Source organism: Collinsella aerofaciens, assembly GCF_028207065.1.
GTDB lineage: Bacteria > Actinomycetota > Coriobacteriia > Coriobacteriales > Coriobacteriaceae > Collinsella > Collinsella aerofaciens_AR.
The window spans coordinates 1-18731 of the sequence record NZ_JAQLFP010000002.1 but is presented as its reverse complement, the minus strand read 5'-3'; the positions used below and the strand labels follow the sequence as shown (position 1 = coordinate 18731).

18 protein-coding genes are annotated in these 18731 nt (G+C 62.2%); 11 read left to right on the top strand and 7 right to left on the bottom strand.

From position 1 onward, the window contains the following. Positions 1-76: 76 nt before the first annotated feature. Positions 77-1183 (bottom strand): hypothetical protein, encoded by a 1107-nt coding sequence (locus PMX72_RS01180; protein WP_055250822.1) that lies wholly within the window; start codon positions 1181-1183, stop codon positions 77-79. Positions 1184-1370: 187 nt separating this feature from the next. Here PMX72_RS01180 and PMX72_RS01175 point away from each other — a divergent pair, with 187 nt between their 5' ends. Continuing rightward, a complete protein-coding gene (locus tag PMX72_RS01175; protein WP_117776393.1) occupies positions 1371-1898 on the top strand; it encodes a GHKL domain-containing protein in 528 nt (175 codons plus the stop codon). Between the two features lie 18 nt (positions 1899-1916). Here the strand turns inward: PMX72_RS01175 and PMX72_RS01170 are convergent, their stop codons facing one another. Continuing rightward, a complete protein-coding gene (locus PMX72_RS01170; protein ID WP_117790318.1) occupies positions 1917-2492 on the bottom strand; it encodes a hypothetical protein in 576 nt (191 codons plus the stop codon). 136 nt (positions 2493-2628) lie between these two features. Here PMX72_RS01170 and trxA point away from each other — a divergent pair, with 136 nt between their 5' ends. The 8 genes from trxA (at position 2629) to PMX72_RS01130 (ending at position 9866) form a co-directional block, all read left to right on the top strand. Continuing rightward, positions 2629-2949, top strand: a complete 321-nt coding sequence (gene trxA, locus PMX72_RS01165; protein ID WP_117776407.1) for a thioredoxin — start codon at positions 2629-2631, stop codon at positions 2947-2949. A 221-nt stretch (positions 2950-3170) separates the two neighbouring features. Then, complete coding sequence (locus PMX72_RS01160; protein WP_006235225.1) at positions 3171-3419, top strand: hypothetical protein; 249 nt, start codon at positions 3171-3173, stop codon at positions 3417-3419. Position 3420: 1 nt separating this feature from the next. Further along, on the top strand, positions 3421-3915 hold the full coding sequence (nikR, locus tag PMX72_RS01155; protein ID WP_117757710.1) for a nickel-responsive transcriptional regulator NikR: 495 nt from the start codon (positions 3421-3423) through the stop codon (positions 3913-3915). A gap of 118 nt (positions 3916-4033) precedes the next feature. Further along, the gene (gene hypF / locus PMX72_RS01150) at positions 4034-6505 is read left to right on the top strand and encodes a carbamoyltransferase HypF (protein ID WP_271728862.1); all 2472 of its coding nucleotides are present in this window, start codon (positions 4034-4036) and stop codon (positions 6503-6505) included. A 131-nt stretch (positions 6506-6636) separates the two neighbouring features. Continuing rightward, a complete protein-coding gene (locus PMX72_RS01145; protein ID WP_271728860.1) occupies positions 6637-6897 on the top strand; it encodes a HypC/HybG/HupF family hydrogenase formation chaperone in 261 nt (86 codons plus the stop codon). Next, positions 6897-8009 carry a hydrogenase formation protein HypD gene (gene hypD, locus PMX72_RS01140; RefSeq protein ID WP_271728858.1) on the top strand — a complete coding sequence of 371 codons (1113 nt, stop codon included), beginning with the start codon at positions 6897-6899 and terminating at the stop codon, positions 8007-8009. The genes PMX72_RS01145 and hypD overlap by 1 nt, the downstream gene beginning before the upstream one ends. Before the next feature lie 48 nt (positions 8010-8057). Further along, on the top strand, positions 8058-9092 hold the full coding sequence (gene hypE / locus PMX72_RS01135) for a hydrogenase expression/formation protein HypE (RefSeq protein ID WP_271728856.1): 1035 nt from the start codon (positions 8058-8060) through the stop codon (positions 9090-9092). Between the two features lie 105 nt (positions 9093-9197). Next, positions 9198-9866 (top strand): HAD family hydrolase, encoded by a 669-nt coding sequence (locus tag PMX72_RS01130; protein WP_117757705.1) that lies wholly within the window; start codon positions 9198-9200, stop codon positions 9864-9866. Between the two features lie 493 nt (positions 9867-10359). On the opposite strand, the gene PMX72_RS01125 is transcribed toward PMX72_RS01130, so the two are convergent. From PMX72_RS01125 to PMX72_RS01110, 4 genes are all read right to left on the bottom strand, one after another. Further along, the gene (locus tag PMX72_RS01125) at positions 10360-10917 is read right to left on the bottom strand and encodes a hypothetical protein (RefSeq protein WP_117757704.1); all 558 of its coding nucleotides are present in this window, start codon (positions 10915-10917) and stop codon (positions 10360-10362) included. Positions 10918-11152: 235 nt separating this feature from the next. Continuing rightward, a complete protein-coding gene (locus tag PMX72_RS01120; protein ID WP_117790320.1) occupies positions 11153-11689 on the bottom strand; it encodes a PTS sugar transporter subunit IIA in 537 nt (178 codons plus the stop codon). Between the two features lie 140 nt (positions 11690-11829). Then, positions 11830-13278 (bottom strand): glycoside hydrolase family 1 protein, encoded by a 1449-nt coding sequence (locus tag PMX72_RS01115; protein WP_118372904.1) that lies wholly within the window; start codon positions 13276-13278, stop codon positions 11830-11832. Positions 13279-13445: 167 nt separating this feature from the next. After that, positions 13446-14438: a helix-turn-helix domain-containing protein gene (locus tag PMX72_RS01110; RefSeq protein WP_117817495.1), complete on the bottom strand. Its 993-nt coding sequence runs from the start codon at positions 14436-14438 to the stop codon at positions 13446-13448. Between the two features lie 114 nt (positions 14439-14552). Between PMX72_RS01110 and PMX72_RS01105 the strand changes: the two genes are divergently transcribed. Both PMX72_RS01105 and PMX72_RS01100 read left to right on the top strand, forming a co-directional pair. After that, positions 14553-17144 (top strand): glycosyl hydrolase, encoded by a 2592-nt coding sequence (locus tag PMX72_RS01105; protein WP_271728855.1) that lies wholly within the window; start codon positions 14553-14555, stop codon positions 17142-17144. A gap of 166 nt (positions 17145-17310) precedes the next feature. Next, the gene (locus tag PMX72_RS01100) at positions 17311-18165 is read left to right on the top strand and encodes a MurR/RpiR family transcriptional regulator (RefSeq protein ID WP_118066443.1); all 855 of its coding nucleotides are present in this window, start codon (positions 17311-17313) and stop codon (positions 18163-18165) included. A gap of 147 nt (positions 18166-18312) precedes the next feature. Here PMX72_RS01100 and PMX72_RS01095 read toward each other — a convergent pair. After that, positions 18313-18731 (bottom strand): transposase (locus PMX72_RS01095; protein ID WP_271746116.1); only part of this gene is annotated, 419 nt, incomplete at its 5' end.

Here is an 18731-nt window from a genome sequence, read left to right as displayed (position 1 = left end):
CCGTCCTCTCGGTCGTCGATGAATGCATTCTAAAGGATTGGGCCTCTAGCATGCGTGTCCGAAAAGACGATACAGGTCAGACAACCCAATCAGACGTCGTCTCGAGCGCGTCCTCTGCACGGTCGAGCGTGCTTCTGGCCTTGGCACCCTGTTTGAACCACGAGCGCAGGTCCTCGAGCGTGCTGCCCGCTGCATACACCTTGATTTTGCGACCGCCTTTCGTGGTCACCGTGCAACGGTCGCCGCTCTCGCTGTTCTCGTGCGCCGTGACCTTCTTGAGGTAATCGCGACGGAACGCCACGACGCGGGCATTGCTGATCTCGATGAACCAATCATCGTCGACAAGCGAAGTGCCCGTGGTACCTCGACTTGCCATCTCCTCGGCGAAGGAGAAGCCGAGTTCGCGCTCCTGCCTGCCGATCTCGAGGATGCCGCGGGCGGGCATGCTGAGCATGAGCAGGGGCAGGAGTCCCCCTATGAACAGGAAGAGGAACGGGACGAGCAAGAGCAGACGAGCACCGGCATCGGTGAAAACAGCCATGAAGGCGATCACGAGCGAGAAGACGAGCGCCATGCCGTTGAAAACAATCGTCAACGGCTTGATGGCAGACCAACACAGGCCCGCCTTGGTCATGGGACCGTCGACGGCGTCCGAGACTTCGATGCCCTCTTCCTCCAGACGGGCGAGGAGGTTGAGCGAGCACACCCCCTCGAGGCTTATCGAGCAGAACTTCCGGTCGCCCTCGAACAGGTCGATCCTCATCATCTGCGTGTGAAGCGTTGCACGGGTGATGTTGCCAAACGTCGTCTCCTTGCGGATGCCGAAGGCGTTACGCGAGAGAATTCGCTCACCGTCCACGTCGATGCGCGGGATGCTCAGCAGGGCCCAGATGGCCATGCCCGCGAGCGCCATGGCGTGACCGAACCACACAAGTTCGTGGTCCCACTCGCCCAACGAGACGCCCTGCCAGACGTAGACACCCAGCATGAGCAGTTCGAACGCGACGGCGCAGCAGGCGATGATCGTGCGAATGGCAGCGGGCATGCGCACCGTGAAGCGATCGAGGCTGTCCGTCGCCTCACTGCGCTCGCGCGCGCCGCGACGGGCGACCCATGCAGTGAGCGGACCGACGATGAACACCACCATCGCCACGCGCAGGAACGATTCGAGTATGTCGCCCATATTAACCACCATCCCAATAGAAAACGTGAATTTGGGAGACTATAGCAGAGCGAAGCGATCTGCACGGCATCGTCCGGGTGTTTTCGGCATACGGTGGAAACCAGCGGCAGCGGACGTTGAGAACTCACCCAAAAGACGCGATTCGACCGAAGCGATTCTTCTTGACTTGGTCTCAATGTGATACGACATGCGCCACTACCTGCGCGGTCTTGCGGCCCTGATCGAAGAGGGTCACACCGATGAGGCACTCGGGCGCATCGACGCGCTCTGCGAGACCAACGACCGCACCGCCGTGCGCCGCTACTGCGCCAACGAAACGGTCAACATTGCGCTCTCGTCGCTTTCCGCGGACATCAACGCGCGCGGCATCACCGCCGATCTGCGCGCCGCCGTGCCCGAAACCGTCCACGTGGGCGATGTCGATCTATTCAGTGTGGTATCGAACGCCCTGGACAATGCCATCGCCGCGGCGAGCGCCGCCCCCGAAGGCAAGCGGTTTGTCGACCTGGACCTTCGCTACGAAGACGGTCAGCTTCTATTGCTGGTTTCCAACACGTTTGGCCGTGCGCCGCACATGGTCGACGGCATGCCCGTGGCTCAGCACACTGGGCACGGCTTTGGCACCAAGAGCATTATGCTTGCCGTCGAGCGCATGAACGGCAACTGCCAGCTCCGCATTAACGGCGACCGGTTTGAGCTGCGCGCCGTGATGTAGGGGCTGCCGCCAACCTCGCTACAGCGGTGCAGCCGCCGGGGTCAGCTGCTTAATGTAGGCCCACATGCGCTGCTTGGCGGCCTTGTCGGTGAGCGCCGCCTCAAAACCGTCGAGCGCCAGCACGCGGCGCCCCTGCACATGGGCGACCAGGCCGGGCTTGAGCATGGCGGTGTCAAAGTCATCAATTGCCACAAGCATATCGGCATAGGTCTCGCGCATGACATCGGCCGCACTGTTGTCGAGCAGCAGCACCGCCTCGGGGTCCAGAGCCTCCAGCGCCTCGCGGAACAGGTCGCACGGCAGAGTCTCGCCCACCGCGACCGCTCCGTCACCCGCGCCGGCGACGCTTGCCAGCACGCAAAAGTCCTCGGGGGCATATCCGATGGCGCCGAGCGCCTTGCGCAACGCGGCGCCATCCGCGCCGGCAGCCAGCTCGCCGCCCGAGCACTCGGCTTCATCCAAATCGCCTTTGACCAGCACAATCGGCGAGCACGCGTTGCCCGCGATACGCACACCGCGACCTGCAAGCGACGCGAGCTCCTGCTCGGTCGCCTGAGCGATGGCTTCTTTTTTCTGGCTTTGTGACGTGGGCATGCGCTCTCCAATCGTTTGCGTGCCCACCATTATATAAAAGAGCCGCCCGCGAGTGGTTGCTTTGCGGGCCGCTGGGTATAAGCACGGTCGTACTGAGTTTTACGCGGCCGAGCCGCGTCGTATTATGGAGGTCACCATGGCTGACATTAAGCAGATTACCCCCGAGAACTTCGATTCCATCGTTAACGACAGCCTGCCCGTACTGGTTGATTTTTGGGCCCCGTGGTGCGGCCCCTGCCGCTCGCTCTCGCCCATCGTAGACGAGGTTGCCGACGAGCTGGCCGGCAAGTTGGCTGTGGCCAAGTGCAACGTCGACGACAACCAGGACCTGGCCATGAAGTTTGGCGTCATGAGCATCCCCACGCTGATCGTCTTTAAGAACGGCGAGGAGGTCGACCGCTCGGTCGGCGCCTTGCCCAAGGCAAGACTTCAGGCACTGCTGGAGAAACATCTGTAATACGCTTGTTACCCATCTGCCGTCCATGAGCGGTTTCGCACCGCTCGCCGGAGTGCCAAACGCAAGGTATGCGACCACGGATAGTATGGTAGATACAAACAGCCCCCAGTGAACGGGTGCGGGTCAGACGGACTCGCACCCGTTTTCTTATGCGGCGGCGCTCAAGGCGGGCGTAGTAGAATCTGAACCACCATATCGCCCCGTACAAAAGGAGACTCCCCATGCATGACGTCGGAATGAACATGAGCCAGCTTGCCATGAGCGTCAAGCAGGTCGACGACACCATTGAGCTCGCTCACGAGTGGAGCCATCAGCTGCTGCATGCGACCGAGAACTTTGACATGGAGCGCATTGGCGCCAAGCTCGAGGCCGCCATGGCGGCACTCCACGAGGCGCACGATGCGCTCGAGGGCTACGAGGAGGCCATCGAGGCCGACCACAACTCCGTCGGCTCTGTGAAACTGGTGTAACGTGGCCGAGCACGAGCACGCGCACAATCACGGTGCGGACGACGATGCAAGCTGCCGCTACAGCGGCTCCAGCTCCGAGCTGGTCCGCTTTTCGGTCACCGCGCCCGACGACCTGCTGCGCCGCTTTGACGAGCAGATCGCGCGCCGCGGTGACGTGGCTAACCGATCCGAGGCCGTACGCGATCTGATTCGCGCCTCGATCGCCAAGGAGCAGATGCGCACGCCCGACGAGCAGGTCATCGGTTCGCTCACCATGATCTATGACCACCATACCGGCGATCTGACGCGCCGTCTGGACGAGGTGCAGCACGACTACACCGACGAGATTGTCTCGACCATGCACGTGCATCTGGACCACCACAACTGCCTGGAGATTCTGGCGCTCAAGGGTCGCGGCAAACGCGTCTATGAGCTAGCGGACCGGTTGCTGGGACTGCGCGGCGTTAAGCACGGCGAGCTCACCTGCGCCGCCACCAAGCAGAGCCTGGGGCTGTAGCGGGATTTCCCGCAGCGCACCTGCCAAAAAGGGACAGGTTTGTTTTGGCAGGTTTAGAAGTTTTACCGACCAAAATAAACCTGTCCCTTTTTGGTCGGTTTTGACGAGGGGAAGCCACATGCGGCATGTGCATATTCATGTGACGGGCATTGTGCAGGGCGTTGGCATGCGGCCATTTGTGTATCGCGAGGCTATGGCGCATGGCATCTGCGGCTGGGTGCTCAACGCGGGCGATGGCGTACACATCGAGGCGCATGCTTTGAGCGAGGCGCTCGACGAATTTGTCACCGCGCTGTCGGAGCACGCGCCGGCCGCAGCCCGCGTTGAGCATGTCGCTGTTGCAGACCTGGAGCCCGACGCTTGGGATGCCGACGATGAGCAGGTCTTTCGTATTGTAGCGTCACAGGATCAGACCGCGCACACGACGCTCGTCTCGCCCGATATCGCCACCTGCGACGATTGTCTGAGCGAATTGTTCGATCCCGCCGACCGACGCTATCACTACCCCTTTATCAACTGCACCAACTGCGGCCCACGCTTTACCATCATCCGATCGCTGCCTTATGACCGAGCGGCCACGTCGATGAATTGTTTTCCCATGTGTCCTGAGTGTGCCGCGGAGTATGCCGACCCACTCGACCGGCGTTTTCACGCGCAGCCCGATGCCTGCTTTGATTGCGGGCCGCATATTACTTGGCGCGAGGCTGTGAACGGCGATGCGTGCGGGAATTCGTCCGCGACACCGGCCGTCGGCACCACACGCGAGGCCAGCGACGCTATCATCGAGCGCTGCGTTGAGCTGCTGGCCGTTGGTGGCATCGTCGCCATCAAGGGCCTGGGCGGATTCCATCTATCCTGTGACGCCTCCAACGAGCAGGCGGTAGCCGAGCTTCGCCGCCGTAAACGCCGCAGCAACAAGCCACTTGCCGTTATGGTGCGCAGCCTTGCCGACGTTGAACGTCTGTGCCATATCAGCGACGTTGAGCGCGGCTTGCTGGCCGGCAGCATTCGCCCCATTGTGCTGCTGCGCCGGCGTGCTGTTTGCGGGAGCGACGGCGATTCTCCCGACGCCCTCGTACTCGCACCGTCCGTCGTGCACGACCTGCCCGAGCTTGGCGTTATGCTCCCCTACACCCCGCTTCAGCATCTGTTGCTTGCCGCGGCAGAAGCCCGCGGTATGCACGCGCTCGTCATGACCAGCGGAAACCTGAGCGAAGAGCCCATCGAGACCGATGACGATCTTGCCTGGGAGCGTCTCGTTGCCGCCGGCATTGCTGATGCGCTACTCGGCAACGACCGCGCGATCCTCTCGCGCTACGATGACTCCGTGGTGCGCGTGGTCGACGGCGCCGTTATGCCCGTGCGCCGCGCTCGCGGATATGCACCCCAGCCGCTGCCGTTGCCGGCGCTCGACGGCGCTCCGTCCTGCGTGCTCGCCTGCGGGCCACAACAAAAGGCCACGATTGCGCTCACGCGTGAAGGGGCGAACGGCGAGGCAACCTGTTTTGTGTCGCAGCATATCGGCGATGTTGAAAACGGCGGGACCTTCGATGCATGGAACGCCGCGCGCACGCGCTTGGAAGATCTCTTTGACTTGGTGCCCGCCGCCTTGGCCTGCGATATGCATCCCAGCTACCTACCGAGCCAATGGGCACGCGCGCAGGCACGGGAGCACAATCTGCCGCTTATCGAAGTCCAGCACCATCATGCGCACATCGCGAGCGTGATGGCAGAAGCGATTGTTGCAGGCCAGCTTGCGCCCGAGGCGCGCGTCCTCGGTATTGCCTTGGATGGCACGGGCGCCGGCACCGATGGCACCATATGGGGCGGCGAGTTTCTTGTCGCTGGCCTTGCTGACTTTGAGCGCGCAGCGCATCTGCGCACTTGGGCCCTACCCGGTGGCGTAGCGTCCGTACGCGATGCCCGCCGCAACGCCTTTGCCCTGCTCAGTGAGCTCGGCCTGCTCGAGCACCCAGGTGCCGCTCGGCTTTTGGACAGCCTCGACGAGCAAACGCGCCGCGTGACAGCCACCATGATCGAGCGCGGCATCAACAGCCCGCATACCAGCAGCATGGGGCGTCTCTTTGATGCCGCGGCAGCGATTCTGGGCATCTGCGGCAAGGCAACCTACGAGGGCGAACCCGCCATAGAACTCGAAGCCACCGCCTGGCGCGCGCTCAGCAGTGAACGTGCCTGCCCCACCGGCAATATGGCCAGCTTTTCCGTAACCGAATCATCCCGTCCAGACGACTGCCATGTTCTGAACTCCAGACCGCTTTTTGAGGCGCTTTTGGAGGGAATCAGGACCGGCGTGCCCGCCGGCAAGCTCGCGCTCGACTTCCATGTCACCATCGCACGCGCGTCGGCCCGCATCGCAAGCGAGATCTGCGTCCGTGAAGACCTCGACACCGTCGCACTCTCGGGCGGCGTGTTCATGAACCGACTTTTGCTTCGGCTCCTTACCCACGAACTCAAAGACGCCGGTCTTGCCGTCTTGGTCCCCCACTCCGCGCCCGTCAACGACGGCTGCATCGCCTACGGTCAGGCGACGATCGCGCGCGCTCGCCTCGCGCAGACAGCATCGCGATAGGCTGTTTTGCCAGTCTGCGCGCCGCCGTCTCACAGGTGTAACGCGTTTGCTCGCGACTCCCGCGAGCGCTACCATCAACTGATGGGTAATTAGGCGCCTATCCAGCGCAAAACGTATAAAAGGGGAACATTATGTGCCTTGCCGTTCCCGGTAAAGTGGTCAAACGCGACGACGACCTTAAGGCGACCGTCGACATGATGGGCATCGAGCGCCCCGTTTCGCTGCGCCTCGTGCCGACGGCACAGGTAGGCGACTATATTCTCGTGCACGCCGGCTTTGGCATTCAGATTGTCGGCAAGCAGGAAGCCCAAGAGACACTCGAGCTCGTCAATACCATGACCGAGCTGGCCGAAGAGGACCAGCTCGCCACCAACCCGGCCGAGGCATACTAGTGGCGCCCGAGCAGCCGGCTCGCTCCGGTATCGACTTCTCGGCATTTCGCGATCCCAAGCTGGCTCGCGAGCTCATCGAGCGCATTCATGAGCTTGTCGGCGACCGCACCATCAACCTTATGGAAGTCTGCGGCACGCATACCGTGAGCATCGGGCGCTATGGTTTTCGCTCCATTATGCCTGCCGGGCTCAAACTGCTGAGCGGTCCGGGTTGCCCCGTCTGCGTTACCGCCAACCGCGATATCGACCATGCAATCGCGCTCGCCAAGATGGACGGCGCCATCATCACCACCTTTGGCGACATGATGCGCGTGCCCGGATCGTCCACCTCGCTTGCCGCGCAAAAGGCCGCGGGGCGCGACATTCGCATTGTGTACTCCCCGCTCGATGCACTCGACATTGCCGAGCAAAACCCCGATCGTCCGGTCATTTTTATGGGCGTGGGCTTTGAGACCACGACGCCCACCATCGCCGCCGCCATTTTGGAGGCCGATGCACGCGGACTCCAGAACTTTTCGGTCTATTGCGCTCACAAGACCACGCCGCCGGCGTTGCGCGCCATCGCCAACGATCCCGAGACCGCCATCGACGGCTTCATCCTGCCGGGCCACGTCGCCACCATCACAGGCCTGGCACCCTTTGGGTTTTTGGTCGACGAATTCAAGACCCCGGGTGTGGTCACGGGATTTGAACCGGTCGATATCCTGCAGGGCATCTGCATGCTGGTCCAGATGGTTGTTGAGGGGCAGCCCGCGATCGACAACGCCTACCGTCGCGGCGTCAATGCCGACGGCAATCCCGTGGCGCGCCAGCTGGTCGAGCAGGTATTTGAGCCGTGCGATACCACATGGCGCGGTCTGGGGCCGATTGCCGGCTCGGGTCTTTCCATCCGGCCCGAGTTCTCGCGCTTTGATGCCCACGTTCGCTTTGACGTGCCCGTTGAGCCGACGGTTGAGCCGCGCGGGTGCCGCTGCGGCGACGTGCTGCGCGGAGCCATTACGCCGAGCGACTGCCCGCTCTTTGGCCGCGCATGCACGCCCGAACATCCCGTCGGCCCGTGCATGGTGAGCTCCGAGGGCAGCTGCGCGGCGTACTACCGCTACCGTAACTAGCCCGGACGCACCCGCACGCTGGCACCACCCACGATTGGAGTTTTGGATATGTCCCATAGCATCACCGATAACACTGTCCTGCTGGGCCACGGTTCCGGCGGCCAGATGATGAAACGCATCATCGATGAGGTCTTTTTGGATGCCTTTGGGTCGCCCGAGCTGCTCGAGGGCAACGATGCCGGCGTCGCCGCGCTCCCCGCGAGCGGGCGCATCGCCATGTCGACCGATAGCTTTGTGGTCTCGCCGCAGTTCTTCCCCGGTGGCAACATCGGACGTCTTGCCGTTTGCGGAACCGTTAACGACGTCGCGACCTCGGGCGCCAGCGTGCGCTACCTGTCGTGCGGCTTTATCCTCGAAGAGGGCTATCCCATGGATAAGCTCCGCCAAATTGTGCAGACGATGGCCGAGACAGCGCGCGAGGCAGGTGTGAAGATTATCACCGGCGACACCAAGGTGGTCGAGCGCGGCGGGGCCGACGGCGTCTACATCAATACCGCCGGCGTGGGCGAGGTGCCCACGGGCGTGGCACTCAGCGGCGCAAACTGTCGGCCCGGCGATGTCATCCTGGTGTCGGGTACGCTAGGCGACCACGGCATCGCCATCATGAGCCAGCGCGAGGGCTTGGCGTTTTCGAGCAACATCGAAAGCGACGCTGCGCCGCTCAATCATCTGATTGCCGACGTGCTCGCCGCCGCCCCCGACACCCGCTGCTTCCGCGACCCCACGCGCGGCGGCCTGGCATCCACGCTCAACGAGTTTGCCCAGGCCAGCGGCGTTGCCATGGAGATCGACGAGGATGCCGTGCCCGTGCGCCCCGACGTGCAGGCGGCATGTGAGATGCTCGGCTACGATGTGCTGCAGGTGGCAAACGAGGGCAAGATGGTTGCCGTGGTGCCGGCCGAGCAAGCCGATGCCGCGCTGGCAGCCATGCGCGCCGCCCGCTACGGCGAGAACGCCGCCATCATCGGTCGCGTGCTGCCACTTGCCGAGGGCGCCCGTCCCGCCGTGCGCGTACGCACCGGCTGGGGCTCGACCCGTATCCTCGACATGCTTGTGGGAGAACAACTGCCGAGGATTTGCTAACGACAAAGGCTCAGGGCTATTAAAGATATTCAGATTCCAAACATGCCCGGCACGCATGCCCAGTATCATGGGGTGCGTTTTACAACTCAAGCGGCAGGAGCACCCATGGCAGCAGCTTTTTCCCATGTGATCTTTGATCTGGATGGCACCATCCTCAACACGCTCGAGGACCTGGCGGCCGCCAGCAACCATACCTGCGAGATGCACGGCTGGCCCACGTTTGCCGTAGACGAGTACCGCTACAAGGTGGGAAACGGCATGCTCAAGCTGGTCGAGCGCTTTATGCCCGCCGAGTACGCGGGCGACGGCCGTATGTTTGAGCAGACGCTTGCCGAGTTTAGGGCCTATTACGGCGAGCACAAGGAGGACCACACCTCACCCTACGCCGGCACGATTGAGATGCTCGACCGTCTGCGCACAGCGGGCGTTCAGCTTGCCGTGCTCACCAACAAGGATCATATTTCGGCAGCCCCGCTTATCGAGAAATACTTTGGCCCCGATCGCTTTGCGCTGGTACAGGGCCGTGTGGGCGCATTTCCGCCCAAGCCCGAGGCACCCGTCACGTTGCATGTGATGAAAGAGCTGGGCGCCGATCCGGCAACCACGCTCTATGTGGGCGATTCGAATGTCGATGTTCTGACCGGCCACAACGCCGGCCTTAAGAGCGCGGGCGTCAGCTGGGGCTTCCGCGGCCGCGCAGAGCTGGAAGCCGCCGGCGCCGACTACGTGGTAGATACGCAGGACGAACTCGCCGAGCTAATCTTGGGCGAGTAGCGAGCGACACCGCTTAACGCAGCTGCGACAATTCTTCCACGCGGAAAGTGCATCCCGTTTTGGAGCTCCGAAATGGGATGCACTTTCCGTTTGAGGCGCGTCGGGGAAACCGTATCCCGTTTCAGAGCAATATTCCGGGTCGCGGTTTCCGCAACCCGCCCCATCCGGAAACCGCGACCCGGAATTCGGCCAAAAAACCGGGTCGCATTTTCCCGAGCATTTGATACGGCGTTGATACAAGGAGTGTCCCCAACTGCCGGCAGAAAAGGAACGTCCCCAAGTGCCGCCTCAATGACTACCATGGCAACGCCGCAGGTAGAGGACGGGCAGCGAGCGGGCACCAGTGCGAACAAATTGGCATGAAAAGAGGACGGTATAGACCTTCTGGTCATGCCGTCCTCTTTGAATGACAAGTTGTCGCTCTGGTGCCCGCGCAGCGTCGGGCAGTTACGGCGTTTGGTAAAACGCCGTAACGAACTACCGCGTAACTCCCCTAGCTCATCATCGCATTCATCATCTCGGTGGTTGCGGAATCGTCAGCAGACCACTCGCCATCGTCATTGGCGGTGTACTTGAAGGTAACCTTGGTGTCCTTGGTCTTAGCGGCCTTGGTCACGTCGACCATGACCTGGCCGGCCATCTTGTACAGGTCGTCCTCGGAAGGCATCGTATCGAGCGCCGCGATCTTCTCCTGATACTGGGTGGCGAAATCTTCAACGATCTTGTTCATGGACTTGCAGGTAATGGTGACATCGGCAGTCGCGGTGCCCTTGTCCTCGTCGACCGTCACATCGCCGATCTTGTAGTCAAAACCCTCGAGATAGCTCTTGGCGTACTCCTTGGGATCGATGCCCAGCTGCTCGAACTCGTCGCCCGAGGCCTCTTCCAGGCCGGCGAGGAAGTCGTCGCCGCCGTTCTTGACCTCGTCAAACTGCGTCGTAAGATCCTCGGTGATGAGCTCCTCAACCGAAGGACCTCCGCAGCCGGAAAGCACAACCACGCACGCGACCAGAACAGCCATCAGGGGCGCAAGCAGCAGCTTCTTCTTCATGACATTCCTCCCAACAAGCGGCACCGCGCTTCCCGACGCGGTGCGCGTCGTAACAATAAGGCCATACTAGCCGATAACGAACACCCCCGGCAAAGCAAAGGCGCAGTCGGCTCGATTTAACGTCCGAACGGTTTACCGGTCCGCCCAACGCGCAATAAAACGTTCCGCCGCATTGCAATAAAAAAGGGCGGCCGGATAACCCGACCACCCCAAAACACCCTTATGTTGCCGCAGACTACTTGCGGACGACCTTGACGATGGCATCGCCAGCGGAGACAGCGGAGTCAGCCTCGACGGCGAGCTCGACGTCGGCGAACTCGGCGGTGTTGGACACAGCCACGACGACGCAGTCCTTGTAGCCGGCAGCGGCGATCTTGGCGCGGTCGATCTTGAGCATGGGCTGGCCAGCCTTAACGACATCGTCGGCCTTGACGAAGCCCTCGAAGCCGTCGCCGTTCATGTTGACGGTATCGACGCCAACGTGCACCAGAACCTCGATGCCGCTATCGGACTGCAGGCCCACGGCGTGACCCATGGTGACGGTCACCTTGCCGTCGCAGGGAGCGTAGACCAGATCGTCCTCGGGCCACACGGCGCAGCCCTTGCCCAGGACCTCGCCGCCAAAGACGGGATCGGGCACATCGGCCATCTTGATGACCTTGCCCTTGACGGGCGAGCACAGCACGTCGGCGCCGGCAGAAGCAGAGATGGAGGACGGAGCAGCGGCAGTCGCGGGCTCAGCCTTCTTCTTGAACATGTCAAACAGACCCATACGTTTTCTCCTCTTGATTAAGCGCAACGTTGTGCGCATGCCTATGGTGATTATAGTGCCAAATGGTTCAAATGCTAAGGTGGGGACTCGAATCGCGAGCCCATCCCAACGCTTTTCCCCGGTGGCACTCATATTGTCGATTAATCCAGGCCCTCGGCACCGTTGGACTTGATGATCTTCTGGTAGGCGTAGAAGCTGTCCTTGCGGCGGCGCTCGTAGGTACCGGTGCCGTCGTCGTACTTATCGACGTGGATGAAGCCATAGCGCTTGCGCATCTCGCCGGTGCCGGCGGACACCAGGTCGATGGGACCCCACCAGGTGTAGGCGATCAGGTCGACGCCGTCGGCAATGGCCTCGCCCATGGCCTTGATGTGGCTCTGCAAGTAGGCGATGCGGTACGGATCGTGGATGGAACCGTCCTCCTCGACCTCATCGTAGGCGCCCATGCCGTTCTCGACCACCATCAGCGGAATCTCGTAGCGGGCGTAAATCTCGTTGAGGGCGATGCGCAGGCCCAGCGGATCGATCTGCCAGCCCCAATCGGTGGACTCCAGATAGGGGTTCTTGCCGCCAAAGGTCATGTTGCCCTCGGTCATCTCGTGATCCCTGTGGGTGCCCACGGTGCCGGACATGTAGTAGCTAAAGGTGTAGAAATCGACCTTGCCGTCGGCGATATCCTGCAGGTCACCGTCCTCCATCACAAGCTCGACATCGTTCTCGGCCCAGAAGCGCTTGGCATAGAACGGATACTTGCCGCGCACCTGCACGTCGGAGCAGTACCAGTTCATGGTATTCATCTCCTGCTGCGTGGCGAACACGTCGGCCGGATCGCACGTGGCGGCATAGGAGAGGATGAAGCAGTCCATGTTGCCCATCTTAAACTGCGGATAGTGCTCGTGGGCATAGCGCACGACGCGGCCGCTGGCGACAAACTGGTGATGCAGGGCCTGCATACGGGCCTGCGGCGTGGTGTGGACCGCCGAAGCCGGGCCCTCAAAGCCCTGGATCATGCTGGTCCCAAAGAGGTTGCCCATGTCCTGGGTGCCGCAGTTGATCTCGTTGAAGGTGAGCCAGAACTTGACCTTGTCCTGATAGCGGTCGAAGACGGTCTGGCAGTACTTCTCAAAGAAGCCGATGAGCTCGCGGCTCGCCCAGCCGTTGTATTTCTCGACCAGGTGATAGGGCATCTCGTAGTGCGACAGGGTCACGAGCGGCTCGATATTGTGAGCGCGCAGGCAGTCGAAGACGCGGTCGTAAAAGGCGAGGCCGGCCTCGTTGGGCTCGGCGTCGTCGCCGTTGGGGAAGATGCGGCTCCAAGAGATGGACATGCGGAACATGTTGAAGCCCATCTCGGCGAACAGCGCGATGTCCTCCTCGTAGTGATGGTAGAAATCGATGCCGTCATGATTGGGGTAGAAGCGGTTAGGGTCGATGTCGATCGTGATCTGACGCGGCTCCTTGTAGCTGCCGCCCAAGAAATGGTCGTCGACCGAAGGACCGCGGCCGTCCACGTTCCAAGCGCCCTCAAACTGATTGGCGGCCGTGGCGCCACCCCAATAGAAACCCTCGGGGAACTTGATGTTTGCCATGAGCATCTCCTTTGCATTGCGGGTCGATAGGCCGAGTATCGCCCACGCACGCGACAGACAGGGGCAGGGGTGCCAAACCCGACACTTCTTTTCGCAGACGCGCGCTGCAACAGCGCTGCAGCTGAAACTTTTTGACACCGAAGGAGCGAAGACGATCCGCTCCGCGCTTACCGGCGGTATGCCGCGGGGGTGCAGCCATACTTGTCGTGAAACTTACGGTAGAAGAAGCTCATGTTTTCATAGCCCACCGCATGCGCAGCCGCCCCGGCCGTGGCGCCGCCGCGCAGAAGCTCGGCCGCACGTACCAGGCGTCGCTCCTGCACAAGCTGCCTAAAGGTCTTGCCCACATGCCGCTTGAGGAGCGCCGTCGCATAATTAGGGCTCAAGCCAAACTCCGCCGCCATCCCCTCGAGGGAGCATGCAGCGAATTCGCGATCGATATAGCCAAGCATTCCCGTCACCAGGGCAGTGGGCCCCGCTGCGCCGTCCGCCGCGCCGCGCACCAGCTCGCGCTCGTAGCAATCCATGAGCTCGGCCAAAAACAGCTGAAACAGACGCAAGACGATCTCGGGACCGTTGGGGCTCGGGTCGTACAGCTCGCAGAGCATCTCCTGCATGTAGCGCCGAATCCGACGGCTCTCGCCGCAATGAAAACGGACATGGCCCCGATGGTCCGTCTCGCTGTTGAGCGCGTTGAACAAAAACCGCGAGACCGCGCTCTCGCGCGAGAGGCTCGACTCGAGACTCCGGCGCAAAAAAGAGCGTGAAACGGTCATGCTCAGCATGATGTCGTCCTCACCAAGCGCCGCCACGGCATGCGGGCAGAGGGCGTCGAGCAAAAGCACCTCGTTGCGGCCCAGCTCGAGCCTCTCCCCCGCCACCGTCTGCGGGCAGCGTCCGCGATACACATAGCTCAGCTCCACGTAATCATGCACGTGCTCGGGAACTGCATTAAAGCGCGAGTTTTTCCTTATCGTCAGGCCACGCGGCATGCCGGGCTGGGCATAGGCAAACCCTGGCTGGCCAATCTTGCGCACTGGGCATCCGTCGATTTCGACATGCTCGGTCATAATCGACCAATCAAATGCCATGCCGTCTTTATAAGCGATCTCACTGGCGCTCAGTTCGTTGAGCCTACGCTCGAGCTCGTCGATCTCCATGGCTTGCCAATCGTTGATTTGGTCATAGTTCGTCGTGATTCAGATATTAGCAGAACGCGCCGACGCGTCCATAATCTGTGCTATGCAGCAGATCGATCGAGCCAAGGAGGATCCATGACCGCGTACTATCAGCAGGTGCTCGAGGGCACATACGACAACCACGTGCTTCCGTTTTTGTGGATGAAGGGCGAGAGCCATAAGACCATTGCCGAGTATCTGGAAAAGATCGCCGGCGCCGACATCCACGAGGTCTGTCTCGAAAGCCGCCCACACCCCGATTTTTGCGGCGAGGGCTGGTGGCGCGACTTGCGCTTTGTCATTGACGAGTGCAAGCAGCTGGGCCTTAAGCTCTGGATCTTGGACGACGCGCACTTCCCCACGGGCTTTGCCAACGGCGCCGTCAAGGAGGCCGTGCCCGAGCTCCGCAAGATCGTGCTCACGCACCGCACGTTCGACATCGTGGGCCCCACGTCCGCCGCGAGCATCGCGCTCGCCAACATGCTCGACAAAACGGAGCGCTTCTACGGCGTGGCATTTATGCAGGACGGCAGCCCCGTCGACGTCGCTTACCGAGTAATCGACGATGCAGACGGCAACCCCAGCCGCCTGGTCTTCGATGCACCTGCGGGCCTCACGCAGGCATGCGTGATGTTCACGAGCGGCAAGACCTCCTACAACGAGGACTACATCAATATGGTCGACCGCACCTCGGTGGCGCAGCTCATCGATGCTGTCTACGAGCCGCATTTTGAGCATCTGGGCGATGAGTTTGGCAAGACGATCCTGGGCTTTTTCTCCGATGAGCCCGGATTTGCCAACGAGAAGGGCACCACGGGCCCCGATGGCATCTCGGACACGCTCATCGGCAAGGCCACCGCGCCCCTACCCTGGTCGGCCGAGCTTGAGCGTCGCCTACGCGCGGCACTGGGCGAGCGCTACCTGGCCGAGCTCCCGCACCTGTGGGACCGCGAGCCGGCCGGCGCGCACGTACGCCACGTCTATATGGACATCGCGAGCACCCTCTATAAGGAGTGCTTCTGCGACCAGCTCGGAGACTGGTGCCGCGCGCGCGGCGTGCAGTACATCGGCCACGTTATCGAGGACAAGGACTGCCACGCGCGCCTGGGCGTGGGCGCCGGGCACTACTTCCGCGCCGTGGGCGGTCAGGACATGGCGGGCGTCGACATCGTGATCAACCAGCTGGTACCCGGCATGGACCGCGGCCTTCACAGCTACGGACGCGGCGTGTGGGACCTCGAGTTCTATAACTACGTGCTGCCCAAGCTGGGCTCCTCGGCAGCACACCTCGATCCCAAAAAGCAGGGGCGCTGCATAGCCGAGGTCTTTGGCGCATTTGGATGGCACGAAGGCCTACGCGAGATGAAGTGGATCGCCGATCATTTTTTGGTGCGCGGCGTCAATTGGTTTGTGCCGCATGCCTTTAGCATGGCCGCCTTCCCCGACTGGGACTGCCCGCCGCATTTCTATGCGCATGGCCAAAACCCCCAGTTTGCACACTTTAGGCAGCTCATGAGCTACATGAACCGTACGGCGAGCCTGCTGAGCGGCGGGCGCGCAACGACCCCGGTGGCGCTTCTCTACCATGCGGACGCCGAGTGGGCAGGCGAGGCGAACTTTATGCAGCATGTCGCCTCCGAGCTTTTGCGCGCGCAGGTCGACTTTGACATCGTGCCGGCAGAGGCATTTGAGGACGCAGGGCGCTATGCCGTTGAAATTGCCGCAGACGGTAGCGGCTTTAGCGTGAACGGCCAGGCATACCGCTGCCTGGTGATGCCCGGAGCCGAGTTTGTCGGCGGAGCCGTGCTCGACTTTGCCGCGCGCGCCGCAGCCGCAGGTGTTGCCGTGTACGCGCTGGATGAGTTGCCGAGCAAGCGCTACGACGGTGACACTGCAGGCCGCGAGGGCTTTGCCTCCCTGGATGCAGCCGCGGTCGCCGGCATCAAGCTCCTGGCAACCGCCGAGCTCGCAGGCACGCTTGCCGACGCCGGTATGCAGACCGTGGTTTGTGCCGAGTCCCAGCCCTGGCTGCGCGCACTGCGCTACGAGCGGGCGGGCGAGACCTATCTGATGCTCGTCAACGAGCATCCCAAGCAGGGTATCTCCACTCAGATTGCGCTTGCCGACGGCACGCCCGTTGCAGGCGCGCGCCTCGACCTGCTCAACGGCACCGAGCCCGCCGCCTTTGACGGCACGCTCGAGCTGGCTCCCTACGAGAGCTGCATCGTGGTCCTTGGGGCTACAGGTTCCGTTGCTGTGGCAACCGCCGAAGACGAAGCCACATGCGTCGACGGGCCCTGGGCGGTTGCCTTCTCTGCCCCTGGCACCGATGCCTTTGACGAGTCTGTTGAGCTTGCAGACCTGCACGACCTTTCCTCGGCCGAGTTCCCCGGCAAGGCCGGCACATTCCGCTACCGGGCCTCCTTTGTCCTGGGCGAAGCGGCCAACCGCACCGTCATCGACCTTGGCGAGGTCTTTGAGACCGCAACCGTCACCCTCGACGGCAAATCCCTCGGCACCCGCATCTGTCCGCCTTACCGCTTTGAGGCCGCCGCACTTTTAGCCGGCGAGCACGCGCTTACGATCGATATCATCAACACCCTCGACCACGCCGTCCCCGACATGTTCGGCATGACCGAGCCCTCCGATCCCAGCGGCCTCTTGGGGCCCGTACGCGTGCTCGGGTAACGCCCCGGGCACAAACGGCCCAACAAGGACAGCGCCCCTATGTTGAGCCCGCACAGCGTCGAGCGGTCCGTCGTTCATAGACCGGCGGACCAAAACTCCCAGCCAAGCCGAACGTTTTATTTATCGCTATGATTGGTTTATCGCGACGCAAACGCATAGGAGCCATATGGATATCAGGCGAAAGATCACGCAGGGCAAAAGCCTCACCCCCACCGAGCAACAACTTGGGCGAACGGCCCTCGCCATGGGCGAGGATGTGCGCGGGCTTTCCATTAAGGAATTTGCCGCGTGCGCCAACGTTTCGGTCGCGAGCGTGCACCGCTTTTGCAAAAAGCTCGGCCTCGAGGGATTCAAAGACCTCAAGGTCGAGCTCATCCGCCAGGCGACCGAGGCGGGCAACCGGCGCGACGTGGACATCAACTTTCCCTTCGATGCCACCTCCACCCCTGCGCAGGTGATGGAACGCATGGAGGGGCTCTACCAGACCACCTTGGCCGAAACGCAGGAGCTGCTCGACCCTGCACAGCTCAACCACGCCGCCAAGCTCATCATGCGCGCCGGCACCGTGGACATCTACACGGGCTCGCATAACCTGTATCCAGCGGGAATGTTCCGCGATCGCCTGCTTTCCGCCGGCAAAAGCGCGACGTGCCACGACAGCGTCGAGGCGCAGGTGCGCACGGCGCTCGCCTCGGGTCCCGACCATGTGGCAATCATCATCTCCTACAGCGGCCTTGCCCCCAACCTCAAGGAGATCTTGCCGATCCTTAGCAGTCGACATGTCCCGGTCATCGTCATCGGCACGCCGTACTGTGCCCGCATTCACCCCGGCTTTGCCGCCTATCTCACGGTAAGCGACCACGAGAGCATGACGCACCGCATCACGCAATTCGCCAGCCATATTGCCGTGCAATACGTACTCGATTCGCTCTATAGCAGCTACTTTGCCAAAGATTACGCCCGCTGCTCCGAGTTCTTAGAGCGCTCGTTCCCCTACACCCGCCTGCCCGGACTCAAGTAGCGACGAGCGTGGATTTTTGGACACTCAGATAACGAGCGTGGATAATCTCCCACTTTGAGCCCGCACACAGGCCAAAACCGGGAGATTATCCACGCTCATTTTGCAAGCACTCATTGGGTGTTCCTATAGTTTTGTCAACCGTCGGGGCTACTCCCGGTAGGGCACCCGGTCGCGCATCACGGCGTATATCGCCCTGAGCCGCTTCCTCGCGACGGCCTTGAGCGCCCGCCCGTGCCCCATGCCCCGCGCCCTGCAGGCCCGGTAGTACTCGCCGTAGCGCCCCGAGGACCTCACCAGGCTGTTGCACGAGAAGATCAGCAGGGACTTGAGCCTCGCGTCGCCGCGCCTGGACGCCCTGACCGACCTCACCGACGTTCCGGAGCTCCTCACCCTCGGGGCTATGCCGCAGTACGAGGCCAGGTGGTCGTGGTCCGGGAACCTCCCGATGTCGACCGACACCGCGAGCTGCGCCGCGGTCCTCGGGCCGATGCCGGGCACGGTGAGCAGGCACGCGTAGGTCTCGTCGCCCTCGAGCAGCGCCGCCGTCTCGGCCTCGAGGGCCCCGG

Bases quoted from the DNA above. Each gene is read 5' to 3' on its own strand.
- PMX72_RS01180 (WP_055250822.1), bottom strand. From the start codon at position 1,183: ATGGGCGACATACTCGAATCGTTCCTGCGCGTGGCGATGGTGGTGTTC.
- PMX72_RS01175 (WP_117776393.1), top strand. From the start codon at position 1,371: ATGCGCCACTACCTGCGCGGTCTTGCGGCCCTGATCGAAGAGGGTCAC.
- PMX72_RS01170 (WP_117790318.1), bottom strand. From the start codon at position 2,492: ATGCCCACGTCACAAAGCCAGAAAAAAGAAGCCATCGCTCAGGCGACC.
- trxA (WP_117776407.1), top strand. From the start codon at position 2,629: ATGGCTGACATTAAGCAGATTACCCCCGAGAACTTCGATTCCATCGTT.
- PMX72_RS01160 (WP_006235225.1), top strand. From the start codon at position 3,171: ATGCATGACGTCGGAATGAACATGAGCCAGCTTGCCATGAGCGTCAAG.
- hypF (WP_271728862.1), top strand. From the start codon at position 4,034: ATGCGGCATGTGCATATTCATGTGACGGGCATTGTGCAGGGCGTTGGC.
- PMX72_RS01145 (WP_271728860.1), top strand. From the start codon at position 6,637: ATGTGCCTTGCCGTTCCCGGTAAAGTGGTCAAACGCGACGACGACCTT.
- hypE (WP_271728856.1), top strand. From the start codon at position 8,058: ATGTCCCATAGCATCACCGATAACACTGTCCTGCTGGGCCACGGTTCC.
- PMX72_RS01130 (WP_117757705.1), top strand. From the start codon at position 9,198: ATGGCAGCAGCTTTTTCCCATGTGATCTTTGATCTGGATGGCACCATC.
- PMX72_RS01125 (WP_117757704.1), bottom strand. From the start codon at position 10,917: ATGAAGAAGAAGCTGCTGCTTGCGCCCCTGATGGCTGTTCTGGTCGCG.
- PMX72_RS01120 (WP_117790320.1), bottom strand. From the start codon at position 11,689: ATGGGTCTGTTTGACATGTTCAAGAAGAAGGCTGAGCCCGCGACTGCC.
- PMX72_RS01115 (WP_118372904.1), bottom strand. From the start codon at position 13,278: ATGGCAAACATCAAGTTCCCCGAGGGTTTCTATTGGGGTGGCGCCACG.
- PMX72_RS01110 (WP_117817495.1), bottom strand. From the start codon at position 14,438: ATGGAGATCGACGAGCTCGAGCGTAGGCTCAACGAACTGAGCGCCAGT.
- PMX72_RS01105 (WP_271728855.1), top strand. From the start codon at position 14,553: ATGACCGCGTACTATCAGCAGGTGCTCGAGGGCACATACGACAACCAC.
- PMX72_RS01100 (WP_118066443.1), top strand. From the start codon at position 17,311: ATGGATATCAGGCGAAAGATCACGCAGGGCAAAAGCCTCACCCCCACC.